This is a genomic window from Streptomyces sp. NRRL B-1140, from assembly GCF_001280065.1.
Classification (GTDB): domain Bacteria; phylum Actinomycetota; class Actinomycetes; order Streptomycetales; family Streptomycetaceae; genus Streptomyces.
Window position 1 is genome coordinate 121836 of sequence record NZ_LGEA01000093.1, and the last position, 22333, is coordinate 144168.

General features: G+C 71.0%; 22 protein-coding genes. 8 read left to right on the forward strand and 14 right to left on the reverse strand.

Annotated elements, in window-relative coordinates; genetic code table 11:
* Nucleotides 1-3: 3 nt before the first annotated feature.
* Nucleotides 4-582, forward strand: coding sequence for an alkaline shock response membrane anchor protein AmaP (amaP, locus tag ADK65_RS15770; protein ID WP_053670768.1), 579 nt, complete (start codon nt 4-6; stop codon nt 580-582).
* A 101-nt stretch (nt 583-683) separates the two neighbouring features.
* Here amaP and ADK65_RS15775 read toward each other — a convergent pair whose 3' ends face one another.
* From ADK65_RS15775 to ADK65_RS15795, 5 genes are all read right to left on the reverse strand, one after another.
* Nucleotides 684-1439: an SDR family oxidoreductase gene (locus ADK65_RS15775; protein WP_053670769.1), complete on the reverse strand. Its 756-nt coding sequence runs from the start codon at nt 1437-1439 to the stop codon at nt 684-686.
* 5 nt (nt 1440-1444) lie between these two features.
* The gene (locus ADK65_RS15780; protein ID WP_053670770.1) at nt 1445-3226 is read right to left on the reverse strand and encodes a glycoside hydrolase family 15 protein; all 1782 of its coding nucleotides are present in this window, start codon (nt 3224-3226) and stop codon (nt 1445-1447) included.
* A gap of 119 nt (nt 3227-3345) precedes the next feature.
* Entirely contained in the window at nt 3346-4143 is a 798-nt protein-coding gene (locus tag ADK65_RS15785; RefSeq protein WP_199825642.1) for an SURF1 family protein, read from the reverse strand.
* Between the two features lie 49 nt (nt 4144-4192).
* On the reverse strand, nt 4193-4426 hold the full coding sequence (locus ADK65_RS15790; protein WP_078615365.1) for a hypothetical protein: 234 nt from the start codon (nt 4424-4426) through the stop codon (nt 4193-4195).
* Between the two features lie 135 nt (nt 4427-4561).
* Nucleotides 4562-5563, reverse strand: a complete 1002-nt coding sequence (locus tag ADK65_RS15795) for a DEDDh family exonuclease (protein WP_053670805.1) — start codon at nt 5561-5563, stop codon at nt 4562-4564.
* Nucleotides 5564-5841: 278 nt separating this feature from the next.
* Here ADK65_RS15795 and ADK65_RS15800 point away from each other — a divergent pair, with 278 nt between their 5' ends.
* Nucleotides 5842-6759, forward strand: coding sequence for a sterol desaturase family protein (locus tag ADK65_RS15800; protein ID WP_053670772.1), 918 nt, complete (start codon nt 5842-5844; stop codon nt 6757-6759).
* Entirely contained in the window at nt 6756-7436 is a 681-nt protein-coding gene (locus tag ADK65_RS15805) for a lysoplasmalogenase (RefSeq protein WP_053670773.1), read from the forward strand. The genes ADK65_RS15800 and ADK65_RS15805 overlap by 4 nt, the downstream gene beginning before the upstream one ends.
* 34 nt (nt 7437-7470) lie before the next feature.
* On the opposite strand, the gene ADK65_RS15810 is transcribed toward ADK65_RS15805, so the two are convergent.
* From ADK65_RS15810 to ADK65_RS15825, 4 genes are all read right to left on the reverse strand, one after another.
* Entirely contained in the window at nt 7471-8496 is a 1026-nt protein-coding gene (locus ADK65_RS15810) for a CopD family protein (protein WP_053670774.1), read from the reverse strand.
* Between the two features lie 48 nt (nt 8497-8544).
* Entirely contained in the window at nt 8545-9075 is a 531-nt protein-coding gene (locus ADK65_RS15815) for a hypothetical protein (protein WP_053670775.1), read from the reverse strand.
* Nucleotides 9076-9152: 77 nt separating this feature from the next.
* Entirely contained in the window at nt 9153-10673 is a 1521-nt protein-coding gene (locus ADK65_RS15820) for a S8 family peptidase (RefSeq protein WP_053670776.1), read from the reverse strand.
* A gap of 61 nt (nt 10674-10734) precedes the next feature.
* Complete coding sequence (locus ADK65_RS15825) at nt 10735-12264, reverse strand: S8 family peptidase (RefSeq protein WP_053670777.1); 1530 nt, start codon at nt 12262-12264, stop codon at nt 10735-10737.
* Nucleotides 12265-12518: 254 nt separating this feature from the next.
* Between ADK65_RS15825 and ADK65_RS15830 the strand changes: the two genes are divergently transcribed.
* The 3 genes from ADK65_RS15830 (at nt 12519) to moaA (ending at nt 15676) form a co-directional block, all read left to right on the forward strand.
* On the forward strand, nt 12519-12875 hold the full coding sequence (locus ADK65_RS15830) for a DUF485 domain-containing protein (RefSeq protein WP_053670778.1): 357 nt from the start codon (nt 12519-12521) through the stop codon (nt 12873-12875).
* On the forward strand, nt 12872-14515 hold the full coding sequence (locus ADK65_RS15835) for a cation acetate symporter (protein ID WP_053670779.1): 1644 nt from the start codon (nt 12872-12874) through the stop codon (nt 14513-14515). Before ADK65_RS15830 ends, ADK65_RS15835 begins: the two co-directional genes overlap by 4 nt.
* A gap of 171 nt (nt 14516-14686) precedes the next feature.
* The gene (gene moaA / locus ADK65_RS15840) at nt 14687-15676 is read left to right on the forward strand and encodes a GTP 3',8-cyclase MoaA (RefSeq protein ID WP_053670780.1); all 990 of its coding nucleotides are present in this window, start codon (nt 14687-14689) and stop codon (nt 15674-15676) included.
* On the opposite strand, the gene ADK65_RS15845 is transcribed toward moaA, so the two are convergent.
* Together ADK65_RS15845 and ADK65_RS15850 are read right to left on the reverse strand one after the other, a co-directional pair.
* Entirely contained in the window at nt 15673-15888 is a 216-nt protein-coding gene (locus ADK65_RS15845) for a hypothetical protein (RefSeq protein ID WP_053670781.1), read from the reverse strand. The genes moaA and ADK65_RS15845 overlap by 4 nt on opposite strands.
* A 238-nt stretch (nt 15889-16126) precedes the next feature.
* On the reverse strand, nt 16127-16522 hold the full coding sequence (locus ADK65_RS15850; protein ID WP_053670782.1) for a DUF3099 domain-containing protein: 396 nt from the start codon (nt 16520-16522) through the stop codon (nt 16127-16129).
* Between the two features lie 243 nt (nt 16523-16765).
* Here ADK65_RS15850 and ADK65_RS15855 point away from each other — a divergent pair, with 243 nt between their 5' ends.
* On the forward strand, nt 16766-17041 hold the full coding sequence (locus tag ADK65_RS15855; RefSeq protein WP_053670783.1) for a GlsB/YeaQ/YmgE family stress response membrane protein: 276 nt from the start codon (nt 16766-16768) through the stop codon (nt 17039-17041).
* 57 nt (nt 17042-17098) lie between these two features.
* Here the strand turns inward: ADK65_RS15855 and tyrS are convergent, their stop codons facing one another.
* From tyrS to ADK65_RS15870, 3 genes are read right to left on the reverse strand one after another with little or no spacing between them, the layout of a single operon-like run.
* The gene (tyrS, locus tag ADK65_RS15860) at nt 17099-18367 is read right to left on the reverse strand and encodes a tyrosine--tRNA ligase (protein WP_053670784.1); all 1269 of its coding nucleotides are present in this window, start codon (nt 18365-18367) and stop codon (nt 17099-17101) included.
* A 57-nt stretch (nt 18368-18424) separates the two neighbouring features.
* Entirely contained in the window at nt 18425-19819 is a 1395-nt protein-coding gene (locus tag ADK65_RS15865) for a metallopeptidase TldD-related protein (protein ID WP_053670785.1), read from the reverse strand.
* A complete protein-coding gene (locus ADK65_RS15870) occupies nt 19816-21339 on the reverse strand; it encodes a TldD/PmbA family protein (protein WP_053670786.1) in 1524 nt (507 codons plus the stop codon). The genes ADK65_RS15865 and ADK65_RS15870 overlap by 4 nt, the downstream gene beginning before the upstream one ends.
* Before the next feature lie 271 nt (nt 21340-21610).
* On the opposite strand from ADK65_RS15870, the gene fabG reads away from it, so the two are divergent.
* Nucleotides 21611-22330 (forward strand): 3-oxoacyl-[acyl-carrier-protein] reductase, encoded by a 720-nt coding sequence (fabG, locus tag ADK65_RS15875; protein ID WP_053670787.1) that lies wholly within the window; start codon nt 21611-21613, stop codon nt 22328-22330.
* Nucleotides 22331-22333 lie beyond the last annotated feature (3 nt).

Below are 22333 nucleotides of genomic sequence, written 5' to 3' on the forward strand. Positions count from 1 at the left end.
AAGGTGCTCAGGATCGTCAACCGTGTGTTCCTCGGCCTGGTGGGCCTGATCCTGCTGGTGCTCGGCGGCTCCGTCCTGGCCGTCGGCCTGGGCGCGCCGGTGCCCTCGTGGTGGATCCACGACAGCAAGCACGACGTGCTGCTGAGCGACGCCGAGCGCACCCGCTGGAGTGACGAGGGCTGGTGGTGGCCGGTGGTGATCGCCGCTCTCGCCGTCCTGTTGCTGCTCGCCCTGTGGTGGCTCGTCGCGGTCCTGCGCCGGCGCCGCCTCGCCGAGGTGCTCGTCGACACCGGTGACGGCGACGGCGCGCTGCTGCGGGGCAGGGCCCTGGAGGACGTCCTCACCCAGGAGGCGGCCCACGTCGACGGTGTGGACGCGGCGCACGCCCGCCTGAGGGGCCGCCGCAGCACGCCGGAGGCCCACGTACGTCTCGCACTGGAGCCGCACGTGGACCCGGGGACGGCCTTGACCGACTTCACGACCGGCGCCCTGGCCCACGCGAAGACATCGGCGGGTCTCGGGTCCCTTCCGGCGGAGGTACGCCTACGGGGCGTCAAGCACGGCGCGGAGAGAGTGAATTGACGACGCACTCCCGGGGCGCGCCGCGAGGGGCGCGGGGCTGACCGAGGTGCCGCTCCACACGCGTGGGCGCGGGCGGCCCCGTGACGCGCGGGCGGCAATGGTCAGAACCCGTGGCGTGCGCCCCCGTCGACGGGCACCATCACACCGGTCAGGTAGGAAGCGGCCGGCGACAGCAAGAACGCCGCCACCCGCCCGAACTCCTCCGGGGTCCCGTACCGCCGCAGCGGAATCCGCGACTCCGACGCGGCCCGGGTCGCTTCGGGGTCCGCCGACAGCGCGTCCAGCTGCCGTACCCGGTCGGTGTCGATGCGCCCGGGCAGGACACCGACCACGCGGATGCCCCGTGGCCCCAGTTCGTCGGACAGCGACTTGGCGAATCCCGCGAGTCCCGGCCGCAGCCCGTTGGAGATGGTCAGCCCCGGGATCGGTTCGTACACGGACCCGGACAGCACGAACCCGATGACGCCCCCGGCCTCCATCTCGGCGGCCGCGGCGCGGGCCAGCCGTACCGCACCGAGGAACACGGACTCGAACGCCGTCTGCCACTGCTCGTCCGTGTTGTCCGCGACGAACCCGGCCGGCGGCCCGCCCACGCTGACGAGGACACCGTTGAAACGGCCGAAGTGCTCCCGGGCGGCCCCGATCAGCCGGGCCGCCGCCTCCGGGTCGGCGTTGTCGACGGCCACCCCGACCGCGTTCGGTCCCAGCTCGGCCGCCGCCTCGGCGACACTCTTCTCGTCACGCCCCGAGACGACCACCTTCGCCCCGTCCGCGACGAGCTCGCGCGCGGTGGCGTTGCCGAGGCCACGGGTGGCCCCGGTGACGACGTACACCCGGTCCTTCAGTCCAAGATCCATGGTCCCTATCCTGCCCCGTCCTCACCGAACAGGGCGAGGGCGGTGTTCACCAGCCCGATGTGACTGAAGGCCTGGGGGAAGTTGCCGAGGTGCCGGCCGGTCAGCGGGTCGAACTCCTCGGACAGCAGCCCGACGTCGTTGGCGAGTCCCGCCAGCCGCTCGAACAGCTCCCGGGCCTCCTTCGTGCGGCCCGTCATGTACAGGGCGTCCGCGAGCCAGAACGAGCACACCAGGAAGGCGCCCTCGCCGCCGGGCAGCCCGTCGACCTCGGCGTCGTCCGTGCTGTAGCGGCGCAGGAAGCCGCCGTGGGCCAGCTCGGCGCGGACCGCGTCGATCGTGCCGATCACCCGCGGATCGTCCGGCGGCAGGAATCCGACGCGGGGGATGAGCAGCAGCGCGGCGTCCAGTTCGCGTGAGCCGTAGGACTGCGTGAAGGTGTTGCGCTCGGCGTCGTAGCCCTTCTCGCACACCTCCTCGTGCACCTCGTCGCGCAGTGCCCGCCAGCCGTCCAGGTCCCCGTCCAGCTCCGGATGCCGCTCCAGGGTGCGTACGGCACGGTCGGCGGCCACCCACACCATCACCTTCGAGTGCACGAACTGCCGCCGGCCGCCGCGCACCTCCCACAGCCCCTCGTCCGGCTGCTGCCAGTGGGTGCGCAGGAAGTCCATCAGGGCCGTCTGCAGCGCCCACACGTCCGGCTGCGGGGACAGGCCCGACTCGCGGGCGAGCGACAGGGAGTCCATGACCTCGCCGTAGACGTCCAGCTGGAGCTGGTTCACGGCGTCGTTGCCGACACGTACGGGGGCGGAATCGACGAAGCCGGAGAGCCAGGGCAGTTCGAACTCGGGCAGCCGGCGTTCGCCCGCCAGGCCGTACATGATCTGCAGGTCCGCCGGGTCACCCGCGACCGCGCGCAGCAGCCAGTTCCGCCAGGCCTCCGCCTCGTCCTGGTAGCCCGCTGCGAGCAGCGCGTTCAAGGTGAGGGTGGAGTCGCGCAGCCAGCAGTAGCGGTAGTCCCAGTTGCGCACCCCGCCCGGTTCCTCGGGCAGCGAGGTGGTGGGGGCGGCGACGATGCCGCCCGTGGGGGCGTAGGTGAGCGCCTTGAGAGTGATCAGGGAGCGGACGACGGCGTCCCGGTACGGGCCGTCGTAGCGGCAGCGCGACACCCAGGCCCGCCAGTCCTCCACACTGTGGCGGAGTGCATCGTACGGGTCGACGAGCGGCGGGCGCGGTTCGTGGGAGGGGTGCCAGGTCAGGACGAAGGCGACCTTTTCCCCCTTCTTGACGGTGAACTCGGCGTGCGTGCCGAAGTCCTCGCCCCAGCTGGTCACCTCCGGCTCGCTGCGCAGCCAGGCCGAGTCCGGGCCGGCGACGGCGACGCGGTGGCCGTCGGCCTTGCGCACCCAGGGGATGATCGAACCGTAGTCGAAGCGCAGCTTGAGGACGCTGTGCAGCGTCACCTCGCCCGCGAGGCCCTCGACGACGCGGACCAGGTCGGGGGCGCGGTCGCGCTGGGGCATCAGATCGGTGACGCGGACCGCCCCTTGCCCGGTCTCCCACTCGGTGTCCAGGACGAGGGTGTCGCGGCGGTAGGCGCGGCGGGTGCAGCGGTCCGCCCCCACGGGGGCGAGGCGCCAGAAGCCGTTGTCCTCGTCACCGAGCAGTCTCGCGAAGCATGCGGCCGAGTCGAAGCGGGGCAGGCACAGCCAGTCGACGGATCCGTCCGTACCGACCAGGGCCGCGGTCTGTTCGTCGCCGATGAGCGCGTAGTCCTCGATGCTGGGCACCCAGTGCGGGTTCCCGGCAAGTCGCCGCGGCAATCAGGGCGGGGGCCGGGGGAGTGACGTGCCGTCGCCGACCGGGGCGCGGCGGGCTGCCGAGGCGGCCGGATCCACGCTGCCCGCGTCTAGACCGCCGCCGGCTCGGCCTCCGTCGTGCCGGATTCCTCGGCTGCCTTCTGCGCCCGCTCCCGGGCTTCGCGACGGGCCAGGACCACCCAGCCGACCGGGACGGCCGCGGAGAAGAGCCACCACTGGACGGCGTACGCGTAGTTCAGCGCCGCGTCCTCCTTGCCGGGATTGCCCAGCAGCTCGGGGAGGTCACCCCGGGGCTCGGGGGCGGTCTGGGCGATGTAGCCGCCCAGCACCCGGGCGTCCAGGCGCCGGGCCTGCTGTTCGCTGTTGATCAGCATGATCTGCCGGTCCGGCAGACCCTGGAGGTTCTTGATGCCGCTCGCCGCCGTCGTCTCGTCGGGCATCAGCCGCCCCTTGACGGTGACCTCGCCGCTCGGCGGTGCGGGAACCTTCGGGAACGTCGTCTGGCTCGGGCCGTCGGAGGGGATCCAGCCCCGGTTGACCAGCAGCACCTTGCCGTCGTCCAGGACGAACGGGGTCAGGACGTGGTAGCCGACCTCGTCGTCGGAGTTGGTACGGCGCCGGACGACGACCTCGTCCTCCGTGTCGAAACGGCCCTTCGCGGTCACCGTGCGGTAGCGCTCGGCGCTGGTGACGGTGTGCCCGGGTGCGGTCAGCTGCTCCACGGGCACCGGATCGGCCGCCAGCGCGTCGGTGACCAGCTGATTCCGGGCGGTGCGCTCCTCGTAGCGGTGCATCTGCCAGATGCCCAGCCTGATCATCGTGGGGATGAGGAGCAGGGCGATCAGCGTGAGGATCACCCACTGCCGGGACATCAGGAAGCGGTACACCCCACGACCGTACAACTCGGTCGTGGGGTGCATTCGGTCGGGTACGGGTTCAGACCTTGTCGACAATTCCTGCCTTTCCCTCCGCGCGGGCGCAGTGGGCGCCGCAGTACCAGTGGCCCTCCACCTCGACGCCCTGGCCGATGATCTGCACCCGGCAGTGCTCGCAGATGGGGGCCATGCGGTGGATCGCGCAGGAGAAGCAGTCGAAGACGTGCACCGCGCCCTGCGCGTGCACCTCGAAGGTCATTCCGTACTGATTGCCACATACCTCACAGGTCGCCATGCGCCACAGGGTGAGCCGTCGTCCCCGCGCGAGCGAGCGGGCGCCGGGCGAGTCGCCCGGCAATCACCCGTCCGTACGGTCACTCCGCGAGGCGGGCCACTCCGGCGGCGCGGGCCGCCGCCCCTGCGGCGCGGCTCACCCTTCCGACGCCGGCTCCACATCCGCGAGGAGCTGCCCGAAGGCCGCCTCGTCCACGACCGGCGTGCCGAACTGCCGGGCCTTGACGACCTTGGAGGTGCCCGAGTCCGGGTCGTTGGTGACGAGCAGGCTCGTGAGGCGGGACAGGCTCGTGGCCACGTGCAGCCCGGCCTCGGTCGCACGGTCCTCCAGCAGGTCCCGCTCGGTGGAGGTGTCACCGGAGAAGGCGACCCGCATGCCCTGCTTGAGCCGCCCGCCCGCCTCGTAGCGCCCGGGGTTGGGGTAGGGGCAGGCGGGGCGCTTGCGGGAGGGGCGCCAACTGCTCGGCCGGTAACCGCCGTAGCCTCCGGGGCCCGCCTGCTGCCCGATGCGGGGCGTGGCGGGACGGTCGGTCCACTCCGTCAGCGGCCGGCACTCGTGCAGCGGCAGCCGTACGTTGTTCGCCGCCGCCGCCCGCAGGCTCGGCCGGAACGCCTCCGCCAGTACACGCGCGTCGTCCAGGGCGTGGTGCGCCCGCTGCTGGACGACGCCGAAGTGCGCCGCGAGGGACTCCAGCTTGTGGTTGGGCAGCGGCAGCCCGAGTTCCTTGGAGAGTGCGATGGTGCACAGCCGCTGCCGCACCGGGGCCTCGCGCTCGGCACGCGCGTACTCCCGGGCGATCATCTGCCAGTCGAAGACGGCGTTGTGCGCGACGAGCACCCGCCCCGCGAGCCGGGCCGTGAACTCCTCGGCGATGTCGGGGAAGAGGGGCGCCCCTTCGAGTGCCTCGCTCGTCAGTCCGTGGATCCACACGGGGCCCGGGTCGCGCTCGGGGTTGACCGTCGTGTACCAGTGGTCCTCGACCTCGCCGCGCTCGTCCAGCCGGTAGACCGCCGCGGAGATGATGCGGTCGTCCCGGGCCAGGCCCGTGGTCTCCACGTCAACGACCGCGTACCCCTTGGGATACGCGGTCGGCCACGGCGTGGCCGAGAACACTGCGGTCGTCAGGTCTTCCAGCATGGTCATTGAGGATACGGGCCGTGACTGACACCGCCGTCCGCCAGGTGGGCGGCCCGGGCTCTGCCGACAACCCCTCAGGCCGGTTGTCCGGCTTGTCCGTTCGAGGAGGGTACGCCTGATCGGTCCTCAGTCGATCAGCCGGGCGTCCCGTCCCGCGAGGTCTGAATCCGCCTCGTGCCGGATTGGCGGAGATCACCAAGAAGCAAGCGCGTACCGTCGGTAATACTTGTGGGTAACAACGTCTGGCCGGGGCGGGCCGCCGGTCCTACGGTGCTTGCATGCCGAACCTGCCCGATGTCGTGCTGTGGTCCGTCCCCGCCTTTGTGCTGCTCACCGTGGTCGAGATGGTGAGTTACCGCCTCCATCCCGACGAGGACGCGGAGGGCTACGAGGCGAAGGACGCCGCGACGAGCGTGGGCATGGGGCTCGGCAGCCTCGTCTTCGACTTCGTGTGGAAGATCCCGATTCTGGCGATCTACACCGCCCTCTACGAACTCACGCCGCTACGCGTGCCGGTGCTGTGGTGGACCGTCCCGCTGATGCTGCTCGGGCAGGACTTCTTCTACTACTGGTCCCACCGCGGCCACCACGTGATCCGCATCCTGTGGGCCTGCCACGTCGTCCACCACTCCAGCCGGAAGTTCAACCTCACCACCGCGCTGCGCCAGCCATGGACGTCCCTGACCGTGTGGCCGTTCTACGTCCCCCTCGTCGCCGTCGGCGTGCATCCCGCGGCGCTCGCGTTCTGCTCCTCGGCGAACCTCGTCTACCAGTTCTGGATCCACACCGAGCGCATCGACAAGATGCCCCGCTGGTTCGAGTTCGTCTTCAACACCCCCTCCCACCACCGCGTCCACCACGCCTCCCAGGGCGGCTATCTGGACCGCAACTTCGGCGGCATCCTCATCGTCTGGGACCGGCTGTTCGGGTCGTTCGTCGCCGAGACCGAGCGGCCCCGGTACGGGCTCACCAAGAACATCACCACGTACAACCTGCTCAAGGTGGCCACGCACGAGTACGTGGCCATCGCCAAGGACCTGCGGGCGGCCCGCAGTTGGAGTGAGCGCGCGGGACGCGTGTTCCGCGGACCGGGCTGGGGGCCCAAACCGGCGGCTTCCGCACCGGCTCCGTTCGCCGAGGCCGTGCCGGTCGCCGACGCCGGGACCGCCCCGGCCGGGAAGGGCACGCCGGCGTGAACCCCTCGCGTCTCCTCCTGGCCGCCTTCGGCCTCGCCGCAGCCGTCGACCTCGTCTGCCTCGCGACCGGTGCCGACGCCGGCCACACCGTCACCAAGCCCCTGCTGATGCCGCTCCTGGCTCTGTGGGCGGCCCTGCGCAAGGCGCCCCGGCCACTCCTGGCCGCCCTGCTGTTCGGCTGGGGCGGGGACGTCCTGCTGCTGTCGGACGCCGAGCCGGCCTTCCTGGCGGGGATGGCGTCCTTCGCGGCGGGCCACGTCTGCTACCTCGTGCTCTTCTCGGCGTACGGCAGCCGGAACGCGGTCCCACGCGCGCGTGCGGGCGCCCTGGCCCTCGGCTACGCCACCGCCCTCGTGACGACCGTCGCGCTGCTGTGGCCGGACCTGCCCGCGGACCTGCGCGTGCCCGTCGCCGGTTACAGCCTCCTGCTCACCGCCATGGCCTACCGGTCCGCCATCCGGCTCGGTCTCTTCACCGGGCTCGGCGGGGCGCTGTTCCTGCTGTCCGACACGCTCATCGCCACCGGTGTGGCCGAGTGGCCGCAGCCGCCCGCGCCGGACCTCTGGATCATGCTCACGTACATCGCGGCGCAGACCCTGCTGACGGTCGGCACACTCGGGGCGCTCGACGCGCGCAGGGCACCGGCCGCCACGTACGGCGAGATGCGCGCGGTCTGAGACGTTCTTCCCCGAGGCCTCGGACGCACCGGCGTCACCAGCGGATGGGTAGCGGAAGCGCCGTCAGGACCCCGGACACCGCGACCGCCAGGCCCAGGGCGCCGACCTCCGCCCGGGCCGGAGCACACGCGGTCAGCGGGTCGGCAGCCCGGCGCAGCCGCCGCCGGGCCCACACCGCGAGGGCGGCGGCGACCGCCACGAGCAGCACCTTGGCGAGCAGCGCACGCCCGTACGCCGTCCCGGTCAGCTGCCCCAGGATCGTCTCCGGCGGCATCCGGCGCAGGGAACTGCACACACCCGTCGCCGTGATGGCGGCGAGCAGGACGACCGCCACGCGCGCGTAGAGACCCAGCAGGGCGGCGCCCGCCGCCGGATCGCGCCGGCCGGACCACAGCCGCAGGACGCGCAGCGCGTGCAGCAGGCCGCCCGCCCACAGTGCCGCGCAGGTCAGATGAACGAGCGTCAGCCCGGTGCCGGTCAGCGCAGTGTGCTCGGTCGCGGGGTGTGCGCGCAGCGCCTCGGCGACGACCACGGCGGCCAGCGGCCAGACCTGTGCGACCGGCCGGCGCGACGCGGCGCACAGCCCCGCCACCAGGAACGCGTTGACCTCCAGCAGGGCGAGCTTGCCGTCCCGGGAGGCGTAGAGCCCCCCGAGGTCGATGTCCGCCCCCGCGCCCGGCAGGAGATTGCCGGTGGCCACGACCGCGGCGAGCCCGAGGGCGGCCAGGAAGCCGGCACCGGCCGCGAGCGGGGACCAGCTGCGGGGCAGGGCAGGGCGGGGGCTCTGCGTGCCGGGCGACGACCGCGCCAGGCGGTTCACGAACAGTTCGCCGACGGGTATGCACAGCGCCGCGAACAGCACCGTGCGCAGCAGGGCTGTGCCGCCGGCGCCGGGCGCTTCGGCCTCCCCGGTGCCGTGCAGCGCGGCGGACGGGCCGAGCAGCGGGATCAGCGCGGCCAGCGCCACGAGCACCAGGACGGCGACGGCCCGGCCCGCACCGCTGCGCCGCACGGACCCGTGCCGGTCGGCCGGCCCGAGCGGGGGTTGTGTCTGGGTCACCCCAGGATCTTCACCAACCTTCACACGGCCGGGCAAGTCAGCCGAAAGTCAGCCGACCCGGGATGCGGCCGACCACCACAGCCGCACCTCCTTGTCCTCGTCCGTCGGCCTCAGCTCCCAGCCCTGCGCGAGCGCGACTTCCGCGACGTACCACCCGCCGACTCCTCGGTAGTCCCGCAGGGGTATCGCACACTCCACAGGCGGCTTCGGCTTCTTCGGCCGGGCCGGCGCCGAGGCCCGGGCGGTCCACTTGCCCACCGCCTTCTCCACGCGCGCCCTGTAGTACGCGATGTCGCCCTCATGGCGCAGCTCCGGCCAGGACACGCACCAGGAGGCCAGCCGCATGACTCCGTCGAGCGCCTTCTCCATGGCCTTGAGGAAACGGCCCTCGAAGGAGTCGCTGAAGGGCGTGATGGCATCGGCGAACAGGCTCAGTACGAGAAAGACGGCCAGCACAGCCGCCCACATCACACACACCACGGGGAACCACACCACACTCCCCGCGAACCGCAGGGCCAACTGCCACCGCGGCCGCACGGGCCGGGCCGTCCAGGTCGCCGGATTCTCGTACACGTCCATGACAAGGAATCCTGCCGCAGACGCGAAGCGGGCCGGGCGGGAGTCCCCGCCCGGCCCGGGTTTCCTTCACACGAGCTCTACTTGGTCACCGCGTCCAGCGCGTCCGCGATGCCCCAGCCGTAGAAACCGTTGCGGTTCTTGGAGCCCTCGCACACCGCGTCGACCTTGCCGTCGCCGTTGATGTCGTACGGGTCCGTGCACGGCGTGGCGTCGGCCTCCGCGTACAGCAGGGCCTTCACCAGGGCCGGAGAGGCGTGCGGGTGCGTCGACTTGATGAGGGCGGCGACACCCGCGACGTGCGGGGACGCCATCGACGTACCGGCCATGTAGCCCCACTTGCCGCCGGGCAGCGTGCCCAGGATGAGGCCGCTCGTGGCCGGCGCCTCCGGCTTCTGGTAGGCGGTCGAGTCACCGCCCGGGGCGGCTATGTCCGCCACGCCCAGACCGTAGTTCGAGAACGACGACTTGATGCCCTTCGCGCCCGTCGAGGCGACCGTGACGACACCCGGCAGCTGGGTCGGGATGTCGAGGCACTTCGAGGGGTCGACGACCCGGTCGCCCGGCGTGCTGTCGTTCGGGGACGACGGGTCGGTGATCTCGTCGGAGGCGAGGTCGTAGTTCTCGTTGCCGGCCGCGGCGACGTTGACCGCGCCCCTCTTCTCCGCGTACCGCGAGGCCCGGGTGACGGCCTCCACGAGAGCCTTCTGGTCCGGGTCGTTCTTGCAGTTGAAGTACCAGGGGTCCGTGTAATAGCTGTTGTTCGTCACGTCGACCCCGTGCTCGGCCGCCCACACGAAGCCGCAGACCACGGCCTCCGTGTAGAAGAAGCCGGCCGTGGTGGACACCTTGATGCCGGAGACCTTCACCCCGGGCGCGACACCGGTCATGCCGACGCCGTTCTTGGCGGCGGCTATCTCACCGGCGACGTGGGTGCCGTGCGGGCTCTCCTCGGCGCTCGGCCGCCAGGCGCCGTCGGCCGTGTCCGGCTTGCCCGACACGCAGTTGACCGACGCCTTGCGGTCGAAGTTGGGCGCGATGTCGGGGTGGGTGTCGTCCACACCGGTGTCGATCACGGCGACCGTGACCTTCTTGCTGCCCAGCGTCTTCTCGTGGGCCTTGTCCGCCTTGATGGCGGGCAGGTCCCACTGCTGGGGCTGCAGCGGGTCCTGTCCGGCCGGGGCATCGGCCGCGGCGACCTCGGCCGCGCTCAGCACCTTCGGCGCACCCAGGTCGCCCGTCGACGCCGAGGGCAGCGGCGCGGTGCGGGTGGCTCCCGCCGACTGCACGCCGCGCACCGTGCGGATCGTCTTGGCGAAGTCGGGGTTCGAGGAGTGGACGACGATCACGCCGATCTGGTCGTACGACGTCACGATGGTGCCGCCCGCCTTGGCGACGGCCTTCTTCACGTGCGCGGAAGTGCCGTGCCCCGGCTTGACGTTGACGACGTAGCTGAGCGGGGTCGCCTCGGCCGCGGTGGGGGCCGGGGCGTCCTCGGCGGCCGTGGCCGCGGTGTTCGGCAGGAAGGCGAGGGCCGTGGCCACGGCCATCCCGGCCGGGATCGCGACGGCGCGACGGTAGCGCGCGTACGGCGCAGTCATGGTGTCTCCAGTTCGTTCACGGTACGAGCTGATGGTGCGGAGGTCTCGGTGGCGGGCCGGGTCACTTGACCGCGCGCAGCGCGTTGACGATGCCGTGGCCGTAGAAGCCGTTGAGGCGCTTGCCGCCCTTGCAGACCGCGTCCTGCGTGCCGTCGCCGTCCTGGTCGTAGGAGGTGGGGCAGGCGGTCTCGTCGGCCTGGGCCTTCAGCAGCGCCTGCAGCTGGGCCGGAGACGCCCCGGGGTGCTTGGACTTCAGCAGCGCGGCGACGCCCGAGGCGTGCGGCGAGGCCATCGAGGTGCCCTGCAGGAAGCCCCACGTGCCGTTCGGCAGGGTGGAGAGGATGCGGCCGTCCTTGGACGGCGTGTCCGGGATCTGGTAGCGGCGGTCGCCACCGGGCGCGGCGACGTCCACGACACCCTCGCCGTACGTCGAGAAGTACGACTTGACGCTGTCGACGCCCGTCGAGCTCACCGTGACGACACCCGGCAGCTGGTTCGGCACGTCGAAGCACTCGTGCGGGTCGATGGTGCGCTCGACGGCGGTGGAGTCGTCCGGGCTGGAGTCGTCGACGATCGCGTCCGAGTCCAGGTCGTGGTTGGAGTTGCCCGCCGCGGCGACGTTCAGCGTGCCCTTCTTCTGGGCGTACAGCTGCGCCCGGTTGACCGCGTCGACGATGGCCCGCTGGTCCGGGTCGTCCATGCAGTTGTAGAGCCACGGGTCGACGTAGTAGCTGTTGTTCGTGATCTCCACGCCGTGGTCGGCGGCGAACACGAACGCGCACACGACGCTCTCCGGGTAGAAGAGGCCGTTCGCCCGGTCGGTCACATTGATACTGGACACCTTCACACCGGGAGCGACACCCGCCACGCCCACGCCGTTGCGGGCGGCGGCTATCTCACCCGCGACGTGCGTGCCGTGGTAGTCGTCGGCGGTGTACGGCCGCCAGGCGCCCTCGCTGGTGTCGGGCTTGCCGCCCGCGCAGTTGGCGGACTGGGAGGCGGAGAAGTTCGGGGCTATGTCGGGGTGGGTGTCGTCCACGCCGGTGTCGATCACGGCGACGGTCACCTTGCGGCTGCCCGGGTTGATCCGCGCGGCCTGGTCGGCGCCGATCGCGCGCAGGTCCCACTGGTCGGCCTCGAGGGGCTCGCTCTCGGGCGTCGTCGCCGAGGCGGCCTCGGTGCGCTTCGCCTGGGCGCCCGTCAGGTACTCGACCGCGCCCTCCTCCTTCGTCCCCGCGGGGGCCAGCGGCGTGGTCCGCGTCGCGCCCGCGGACTGGACCCCGCGCGCCGTGCGGATCGTCTTCGCGAAGTCGGGGTTGGAGGAGTGGACGACGAGCACGCCTATACGCGCGTAGGTGGCCACGACCGAGCCGTCGGCCTTCCCGATCGCCTTCCTCACCGAGGCGATCGTGTGGCGGTCCGCCTTGGTGTTGACGACGTACGCCAGCTTCGGCGCGTCGTCCGTCCGGACGGCCGACTCCGCCTGCGGGGCCGCCGACGCGGCGGCGGGCAGGAAGCCCAGTGAGGCCGTCAGGGACAGCACGACGGGCACGGCGAGAGCGAGCCGGCGTCTGGAACGCGAGTGCGACATGGGGTCTCCACATCTCCGGAAACGAAACCGGCCCGGGGCACAGGTGGTGCCCGGGCAGGTACATGACGTGGTGGTGCAGTGCGAAGCTATCCCGCCCTCTCGCTGGCCAGCAACGCTTTGCCGAAACGACTTCGGAAACAACGCCGGGCGTTTGAACCGGTTCTCACGCGCCGCCGTGACGTTGAACAAGGAGCGCGAGGACACCCGCCTCCGCCCACGTTCACAACCGCTGCCGTCCTTGCGAGGAGACTTTCGTGGCCACCGACGCACCGCCCCCCTCGAAAGAGCAACACAGGCTCCCCTCACCCGAGGAGTTCGCCGAGGTGCACGAGAGCGCGGAGTTCGGTGAACTGCGCCGCTCCTACCGCTCCTTCGCCTTCCCGCTGACCGTCGGCTTCATCGCCTGGTACCTGCTGTACGTCCTGCTCTCGAACTACGCGGGCGGCTTCATGGGCACCAAGCTGTTCGGCAACATCAACGTCGCCTTCGTCCTCGGCGTCGCCCAGTTCGTCACCACGTTCCTCATCGCCTGGTGGTACTCGCGGCACGCCGCCGCGAAGCTCGACCCCAAGGCCGAGGCCATCAAGACCCGGATGGAGGGCGGCGCATGAGCTCCGTACCGCAGACAGTCCTCGCCCAGCAGCACTTCCTCGCCGCGAACGAGGCCAGCGAGCACCGACCGCTGATCATCACCCTGTTCGCGCTGTTCGTCCTCGCCACCCTCGGCATCACCATCTGGGCGGGCCGCCAGACCAAGGACGCCGCCGACTTCTACGCCGGCGGCCGCCAGTTCAGCGCCTTCCAGAACGGCCTCGCCGTCTCCGGCGACTACATGTCCGCCGCCTCGTTCCTCGGCATCGCGGGCGCGATCGCCATCTTCGGCTACGACGGCTTCCTGTACTCCATCGGCTTCCTGGTCGCCTGGCTCGTCGCCCTGCTCCTGGTCGCCGAGCCGCTGCGCAACTCCGGCCGCTACACCATGGGCGACGTCCTCGCGTACCGCATGCGCCAGCGCCCCGTGCGCACCGCCGCCGGCACCTCCACGATCGTCGTGTCGATCTTCTACCTGCTCGCGCAGATGGCCGGTGCGGGCGTCCTCGTCTCCCTGCTGCTCGGCATCACCTCCGACGCCGGCAAGATCCTCATCGTCGCCCTCGTCGGCATTCTGATGATCGTCTACGTCTCCATCGGCGGCATGAAGGGCACCACCTGGGTCCAGATGGTCAAGGCCGTGCTGCTCATCGGCGGCACCATCCTGATCACCTTCCTGGTGCTGCTGAAGTTCGACTTCAACATCTCCGACCTGCTGGGCACCGCCGCCGAGAACAGCGGCAAGGGCGCCGCCTTCCTGGAGCCCGGCCTGCAGTACGGCGCGACCGGCACCTCCAAGCTGGACTTCATCTCCCTGGGCATCGCCCTGGTGCTGGGCACCGCCGGCCTGCCGCACATCCTGATCCGCTTCTACACGGTGCCCGACGCCAAGGCCGCCCGTAAGTCCGTGAACTGGGCGATCGGCATCATCGGCGGCTTCTACCTGATGACGATCGCGCTCGGCTTCGGCGCCGCCGCGCTCATTTCGCAGGAGGAGATCATCGCCTCCAACCCGTCCGGCAACACGGCGGCACCCCTGCTCGCCCTGCACCTGGGCGGCGTCGACTCGACCTGGGGCGCGATCCTGCTCGCCACGATCTCGGCGGTGGCCTTCGCGACGATCCTCGCCGTCGTCGCCGGCCTCACCCTCGCCTCGTCGTCCTCCTTCGCGCACGACATCTACGCCAACGTCATCCGCAAGGGGAAGGCCTCGGGCGCCGAGGAGGTCCGCGCGGCCCGCTGGGCGACCGTCTTCATCGGTGTCGTCTCCATCGGCCTGGGCGCCCTGGCCCGCGACCTGAACGTGGCCGGCCTGGTCGCCCTCGCCTTCGCGGTCGCCGCCTCCGCCAACCTGCCCACGATCCTCTACAGCCTGTTCTGGAAGCGCTTCACCACCCAGGGTGCGCTCTGGTCGATCTACGGCGGTCTCATCGTCGCCGTCGGCCTGGTGCTGTTCTCGCCCGTCGTCTCCGGCGACCCCAAGGCGATGTTCCCCGAGGTCGACTTCGCCTGGTTCCCGCTGAAGAACCCGGGCATCATCTCCATCCCGTTCGGCTTCCTCATGGGCTGGCTCGGCACGGTCCTGTCCAAGGAGGAGCCCGACGCCAAGAAGTACGCGGAGCTGGAGGTCCGGTCCCTGACCGGCACCGGAGCCCACTGAGTACGACCCCTCCCGCGCGGCCGTGTCGTAGGAACCTCCAGGTTCCTGCGGCCCGGCCGCGTCCCGCGTCGTGGGATCGGGCCTGTGGCGTTGCCGGTGCAGTCACGTAGGCTCGCGGGTGTCGGAGAAACAGTGCCGCACGCACGATCCGCGACGAGGGAGGGGGCCCACGTGCTCATCGACACCTACGGCCGGGTGGCCACCGACCTGAGGGTCTCACTGACCGACCGGTGCAACCTGCGCTGTACGTACTGCATGCCCGAAGAGGGCCTGCAGTGGCTGGCCAAGCCCGATCTGCTCACCGACGACGAGATCGTGCGCCTGATCGACATCGCGGTCACGTCCCTCGGGATCGAGGAAGTGCGCTTCACCGGCGGCGAGCCGCTGCTGCGCCCGGGCCTGGTCGGCATCGTCGAGCGCGTCGCGGCCCTGGACAAGCGCCCCCAGATGTCGCTGACCACCAACGGCATCGGCCTCAAGCGCACGGCCGCGGCCCTGAAGGAGGCGGGCCTGGACCGGGTCAACGTCTCCCTGGACACGCTCCGCCCTGACGTCTTCAAGACCCTCACCCGCCGCGACCGCCACAAGGACGTCATCGAGGGCCTGTACGCCGCCCGCGACGCCGGCCTGACCCCGGTCAAGGTCAACTCGGTCCTGATGCCGGGGCTCAACGACGACGAGGCCCCCGACCTGCTGGCCTGGGCCGTGCAGCACGACTACGAGCTGCGCTTCATCGAGCAGATGCCGCTCGACGCCCAGCACGGCTGGAAGCGCGACGGCATGATCACGGCCGGCGACATCCTGGCCTCCCTGCGCACCCGCTTCGAGCTGACCGCCGAGGGCGAGGAGAAGCGCGGTTCGGCCCCGGCCGAGCGCTGGCTGGTGGACGGCGGCCCGCACGTGGTGGGTGTCATCGCCTCCGTCACGCGCCCCTTCTGCTCGGCGTGCGACCGCACCCGCCTCACGGCCGACGGACAGGTCCGCACCTGTCTGTTCGCCCAGGAGGAGACGGACCTGCGCGCCGCGCTGCGCTCCGGCGCCCCGGACGAGGAGATCGCCCGCATCTGGCGCCTGGCGATGTGGGGCAAGAAGGCGGGAGCGGGCCTGGACGACCCGACGTTCGTACAGCCGGACCGGCCGATGTCGGCCATCGGGGGTTAGGCGTCCTGCGCTTCCCAGTCCTCGAGAAGGACCACGTCCTTCAAGAACCCCCGCACCCCGAGGAACTGCGACAGATGCTCGCGATGCTCCTCACAGGCCAGCCAGGTCTTGCGCCGCTCCGGCGTATGGATCTTCGGGTTGTTCCACGCCAGCACCCACACGGCGTCGGCACGGCAGCCCTTCGCGGAACAGATGGGCGTCTCGTCACTCACAGGTTCGTCTCACCACAGCACACAGAAAAGGCGACGCCGAGCAGCCACGGGGGGAGCTGCCCGGCGTCGGTCCGTCGCTCCGACGGGGGATGCGGAGCGCGTACGAAGTATGTCACGGGTAACCCCGGCCCCGGCACTGGAACAACATGATTGATCTGAGCTTTTCTTGAGCTTGGCGGGAAGCTGACTTCCCTTGCCACTGCGCCGCGATCTCCCGCGGAATCGCCCCGGGGCGTATCTACCGCTCGTGCGATTCGCCCCGCGCGCCCGCCCCCGGCCCGGGCACGGCATCTTCCGCAACCGATTCCCCCGACCCGTCACCCGCGCCCGGCGGGCCGATCATGGGACGCGTATGCGTCACGACGAACGTCGACGGCAGAGACGGCGCATTCTCACGCCCCGCGTTGGCGATCACCACCGCGATGTACGGCAGCACCAGCCCGAGCACCAACGCCACGATGGCGACGTGCCGTTCGACGTTCCACAGGGTGGCCGCGAGGATCACGGAGATCGTGCGGACCGTCATCGAGATCACGTACCGGCGCTGCCGCCCGCGCACGTCCTCCTGGAGTCCCGTCCGGGCGCCGGTGATCCGGAAAACCTGGACGTTGCCGCCGCCATGCTGCTTCCGCATCGCATTCCACCATCCGCCCGTTCGGACTCTCCCCGCCCCGTAGCCGTCCCCGGCCGACCGGGGAACCCGGCCGGGACAGCTCTTACGTTACGCCGCGGCCGGCAGGGCCACGAGAGCGGGGCGCGCACCGCCCGGACGAGGCGTCTGCGCCGTCCCGCGTACGGCGCCCGTCGGCATGCGGCGTAGGGCACCTGGGCCGACACTGGCCGTAGTGCTCACGTCGAGCCGTGCGAGGAGGCAGTGATGGGCTGGTTGTGGGCGATCATCGTGGGACTGGTGCTCGGCCTGCTCGCGAAGGCGATCATCCCGGGCAAGCAGCACCTCCCCCTGTGGCTGACCGTCATCCTGGGCATCATCGGCGGCATCGCCGGCAACGCCATCGCTCGGGCGGCCGGTGTCGACGCCACATCGGGGATCGACTGGTGGCGGCACGTCTTCCAGCTGGTGATGGCGATCATCCTGGTCGGCCTGGGCGACAGGGCCTGGACCGCCGCCAGGGGAGAACAACGCAGGGCATGACCGGTACGGCGAAGGGGGCGGCCTCCGAGACCGGAGACCACCCCCTCACCGGGATGTTCAGCCGCCCGTGACCTCGACGGCTGCCAGGTTCTTCTTGCCCCGGCGCAGTACCAGCCAGCGGCCGTGCAGCAGGTCCTCCTTGGCGGGGACGGCGTCCTCGCCGGTCACCTTGACGTTGTTCACGTAGGCGCCGCCCTCCTTGACCGTGCGGCGCGCGGCCGATTTGCTCGCCACCAGACCGACCTCGGCGAACAGGTCCACGGTCGGACCGAGCTCGGCGACCTGGATGTGCGGCACCTCCGAGAGGGCCGCGGCCAGCGTCCGGGCGTCGAGCTCCGTCAGGTCGCCCTGCCCGAAGAGGGCCTTGGACGCGGCGATGACGGCGGCCGTCTGGTCGGCGCCGTGCACCAGCGTCGTCAGCTCCTCGGCCAGCGCCCGCTGCGCGGCCCGGGCCTGCGGACGCTCCTCGGTCTGCCGCTCCAGCTCCTCCAGCTCCTCGCGGGAGCGGAAGGACAGGATGCGCATGTACCGGGAGATGTCCCGGTCGTCCACGTTCAGCCAGAACTGGTAGAACGCGTACGGCGTCGTCATCTCCGGGTCGAGCCAGACGGCGCCGCCCTCGGTCTTGCCGAACTTGGTGCCGTCCGCCTTGGTCATCAGCGGCGTGGCCAGCGCGTGCGCGGTGGCGTCGGGCTCCAGGCGGTGGATCAGGTCCAGACCCGCCGTGAGGTTGCCCCACTGGTCGCTGCCGCCCTGCTGGAGCGTGCAGCCGTAGCGCCGGTAGAGCTGCAGGAAGTCCATGCCCTGCAGGAGCTGGTAGCTGAACTCCGTGTAGCTGATGCCCTCGGAGGACTCCAGGCGCCGGGCCACGGAGTCCTTCGTCAGCATCTTGTTGACACGGAAGTGCTTGCCGATGTCGCGGAGGAACTCGATCGCGGAGAGGTTCTCCGTCCAGTCGAGGTTGTTGACCATGACGGCCGCGTTCTCGCCCTCGAAGTCCAGGAAGGGCTCGATCTGGGCGCGCAGCTTGGCGACCCAGCCGGTGACCGTCTCCGGGTCGTTCAGCGTGCGCTCCGCGGTCGGGCGCGGATCGCCGATCAGGCCCGTGGCACCGCCGACCAGCGCCAGCGGCCGGTGACCGGCCTGCTGGAGCCGGCGCACGGTGAGCACCTGCACCAGATGCCCCACGTGCAGCGACGGCGCGGTCGGGTCGAAGCCGCAATAGAACGTGACGGGACCGTCCGCGAGCGCCTTGCGCAAAGCGTCCTCGTCGGTGGACAGGGCGAACAGCCCGCGCCACTTCAGCTCGTCGACGATGTCCGTCACGGTTCTCGTATCTCCTCGGATGATCCTCGGGCAGTCGGGTGACAGCCGCCTACGAGGTTATACGCCCTGACTGACAGAGCTCATATTGAAATCGGGGACGCGCAGCGCGGGCATCGCCGCCCTGGTGAACCAGTCGCTCCACTCCCGGGGCAGTGTCTTCTCCGTCCGCCCGGCCTCCGTGGCCCGGCCCAGCACCCCGACCGGCGACTCGTTGAACCGGAAGTTGTTCACCTCGCCCGTCACCTCGCCGTTCTCGACCAGGTAGACGCCGTCCCGGGTCAGACCGGTCAGCAGCAGTGTCGCCGGGTCGACCTCGCGGATGTACCACAGGCAGGTCAGCAGCAGCCCGCGCCCGGTGTTCGCGACCATCTCCTCCAGGGAACGGTCCTCGCCGCCGTCCAGGACGATGTTGTCGATGCCCGGCGCCACCGGCAGGCCGGTCAGGCCCGCGCTGTGCCGGCTGGTCGTCAGGTGCTGCAGCACGCCCTCGCGCATCCACTCGGTGGGCGCGAGCGGCAGCCCGTTGTCGAACACCGACTGGTCGCCCCCGGAGGAGTGCGCGATCACGAAGGGCGCCGACTCCAGGCCCGGCTCGTTCGGGTCGCTGCGCAGGGTCAGCGGCAGGTCGGTCAGCCTCTCACCGACCCGCGTGCCCCCGCCCGGTTTGGAGAAGACGGTGCGGCCCTCGACCGCGTCCCGGCCCGACGCCGACCACATCTGGTAGATCAGCAGGTCCGCCACGGCCGTCGGCGGCAGCAGCGTCTCGTAGCGCCCGGCGGGCAGCTCCACGCGCCGCTCGGCCCACCCCAGGCGCACCGCCAGCTCCGCGTCCAGGGCCGCCGGGTCGACGTCCTTGAAGTCCCGCGTGGAGCGGCCGGCCCACGCGGACCGGGTCCGGTCCGGCGACTTGGCGTTCAGCTCCAGCGTCCCGTTCGGCTGGTCGTGCCGCAGCCGCAGCCCCGTGGACGTGCCGACGTACGAGGACACCAGCTCGTGGTTGGCGAAGCCGTACAGCTCCCGGCCGCCGGCACGCGCGCGGGCGAAGGCCTCGCCGAGCGCCGGAGCGAAGTCGGCGAACACGGCGGAGGAGGTCTCGACGGGTGCCTCCGTGAACTCCGGCGACTGCGTCACACCGGTGACCAGCGGCTGCGCGTCCTCGGCGGGGCCGGCGCCGCGCGCGGCGGCCTCGGCGGCCCGCACCAGAGGCTCCAGCTCGTCGGGGGTGACGGCGGAGCGTGAGACGACCCCGGAGGCGGTGCCCTCCTTGCCGTCGACGGTGGCGACGACGGTGAGCGTGCGCCCGCGCGTGACGCCGTTCGTGGTCAGCGCGTTGCCCGCCCAGCGCAGGTTGGCGGTGGACTGCTCGTCGGCGATGACGACACAGCCGTCCGCCCGCGAGAGCTCCAGGGCCCGCTCGACCACCTCGTGCGGCTTGCTGGTACGAGGGCTCATCGACCGGCCTCCTGCGTGGTGTTCAGAATGTTGACGCCCTTGAAGAGGGCCGAGGGGCAGCCGTGCGAGACGGCCGCGACCTGGCCCGGCTGGGCCTTGCCGCAGTTGAAGGCACCGCCGAGCACATAGGTCTGCGGCCCGCCCACCGCGGACATCGACCCCCAGAAGTCGGTGGTCGTCGCCTGGTAGGCGACATCGCGCAGCTGCCCGGCGAGCCGCCCGTTCTCGATGCGGTAGAAGCGCTGCCCGGTGAACTGGAAGTTGTAGCGCTGCATGTCGATCGACCAGGAACGGTCGCCGACGACGTAGATGCCGCGCTCCACGCCGCCGATCAGGTCCTCGGTCGACATCCCCGCCGGGTCCGGCTGCAGCGACACGTTGGCCATGCGCTGCACCGGCACGTGCCCGGGGGAGTCGGCGTAGGCGCAGCCGTTGGACCGTTCGAAACCGGTCAGCTTCGCGATCCGCCGGTCCAGCTGGTAGCCGACGAGCGTGCCGTCCTTGACCAGGTCCCAGGACTGGCCGGCGACGCCCTCGTCGTCGTACCCGATGGTGGCCAGGCCGTGCTCGGCGGTGCGGTCCCCGGTGACGTTCATCAGCTCGGAGCCGTAGCGCAGCTTGCCCAGCTGGTCGAACGTGGCGAAGGAGGTGCCGGCGTAGGCGGCCTCGTAGCCGAGCGCCCGGTCCAGCTCGGTGGCGTGCCCGATCGACTCGTGGATGGTCAGCCACAGGTTGGACGGGTCGACGACCAGGTCGTACAGGCCCGGGCGCACGCTCGGCGCGCGCATCTTCTCGGCGAGCAGCTCCGGAATCCGCTCCAGCTCGCCCTCCCAGTCCCAGCCCGTGCCCGTCAGATACTCCCAGCCGCGTCCCACCGGTGGCGCGAGGGTGCGCATGGAGTCGAACTCTCCGCTCGACTCGTCCACCGACACCGCGTTGAACACCGGGTGCAGCCGCACCCGCTGCTGCGTGGTCACGGTTCCGGCGGTGTCGGCGTAGAACTTGTTCTCGTGGACGGTCAGAAGCGAGGAGTCCACGTGGTCGACCCCGTCGGCCGCCAGCAGCCGCGCGCTCCACTCCGCGATCAGCCCGGCCTTCTCCTCGTCGGGAACGGAGAAGGGGTCGATCTCGTACGACGAGATCCACGTCCTGTCCGCGTGCACCGGCTCGGCGGCCAGCTCCACGCGCTCATCCGACCCCGCCGCCTTGATCACCTGGGCGGAGAGCTTCGCCATGGCCACCGCCTGCCCGGCGACCCTGGCGGCGGCGTCCAGGGTGAGGTCCACGCCGGAAGCGAAGCCCCACGTACCGCCGTGCACCACCCGCACCGCGTACCCGAGGTCGGTGGTGTCCGACGACCCGGCGGGTTTGGCGTCCCGGAATCGCCAGGAGGCGCCCCGCACCCGCTCGAACCGGAAGTCCGCGTGCTCGGCGCCCAGCGCACGCGCGCGTGCGAGGGCCGCGTCGGCGAGGGGGCGTAGGGGGAGGGCCGTGAAGGCCTCGTCGATGGTATGAGGCACCGCCGTCTCTTTCTGTCGAGGTGACCGTGGTTGCCATGCGTCGTGACTGCTCCGATCATGTCGCCCATCCCTCGCGCGGGCCACGAGTTTCCGAGCCGGGTTCGCGGCTTTCTGTAGGGACCCGACAGGTAGTCCCCTACGCCACTGTCGGTGCCCGATTGTCCGCGGGCCTGCCCGGACCGATAGGTTTTCGAGGAAGCCGCCTGTCATCACCGCCTGTCGTCCAGGCGCCCGGGCGGAGTACCAAGACCGCTATCGAAAGGGTGATCCGTTGAGCCGCTCGGTTCTCGTCACCGGAGGCAACCGGGGCATCGGCCTCGCCATCGCCCGCGCTTTCGCCGATGCCGGCGACAAGGTCGCCATCACATACCGCTCGGGTGAGCCGCCGGCCGCCCTGACGGACCTGGGCTGCCTGGCCGTCAAGTGCGACATCACCGACGCCGAGCAGGTGGAGCAGGCCTACAAGGAGATCGAGGAGGCGCACGGCCCCGTCGAGGTACTCGTCGCCAACGCCGGCATCACCAAGGACCAGCTCCTGATGCGCATGTCCGAGGAGGACTTCACCTCGGTCATCGACACCAACCTCACGGGCACCTTCCGGGTCGTCAAGCGCGCCAACCGCGGCATGCTGCGGGCCAAGAAGGGCCGCGTGGTCCTCATCTCGTCGGTCGTGGGTCTGTACGGCGGCCCCGGCCAGGCGAACTACGCCGCCTCCAAGGCCGCCCTGGTCGGCTTCGCGCGCTCCCTCGCCCGTGAGCTGGGCTCGCGCAACCTCACCTTCAACGTCGTCGCACCCGGCTTCGTCGACACGGACATGACCAAGGCGCTCACCGACGAGCAGCGCGAGAACATCGTGAAGCAGGTCCCGCTCGGCCGGTACGCCCAGCCCGAGGAGGTCGCCGCGACGGTGCGGTTCCTCGCCTCCGACGACGCCTCGTACATCACTGGAGCCGTCATCCCCGTAGACGGCGGACTGGGAATGGGTCACTGATCA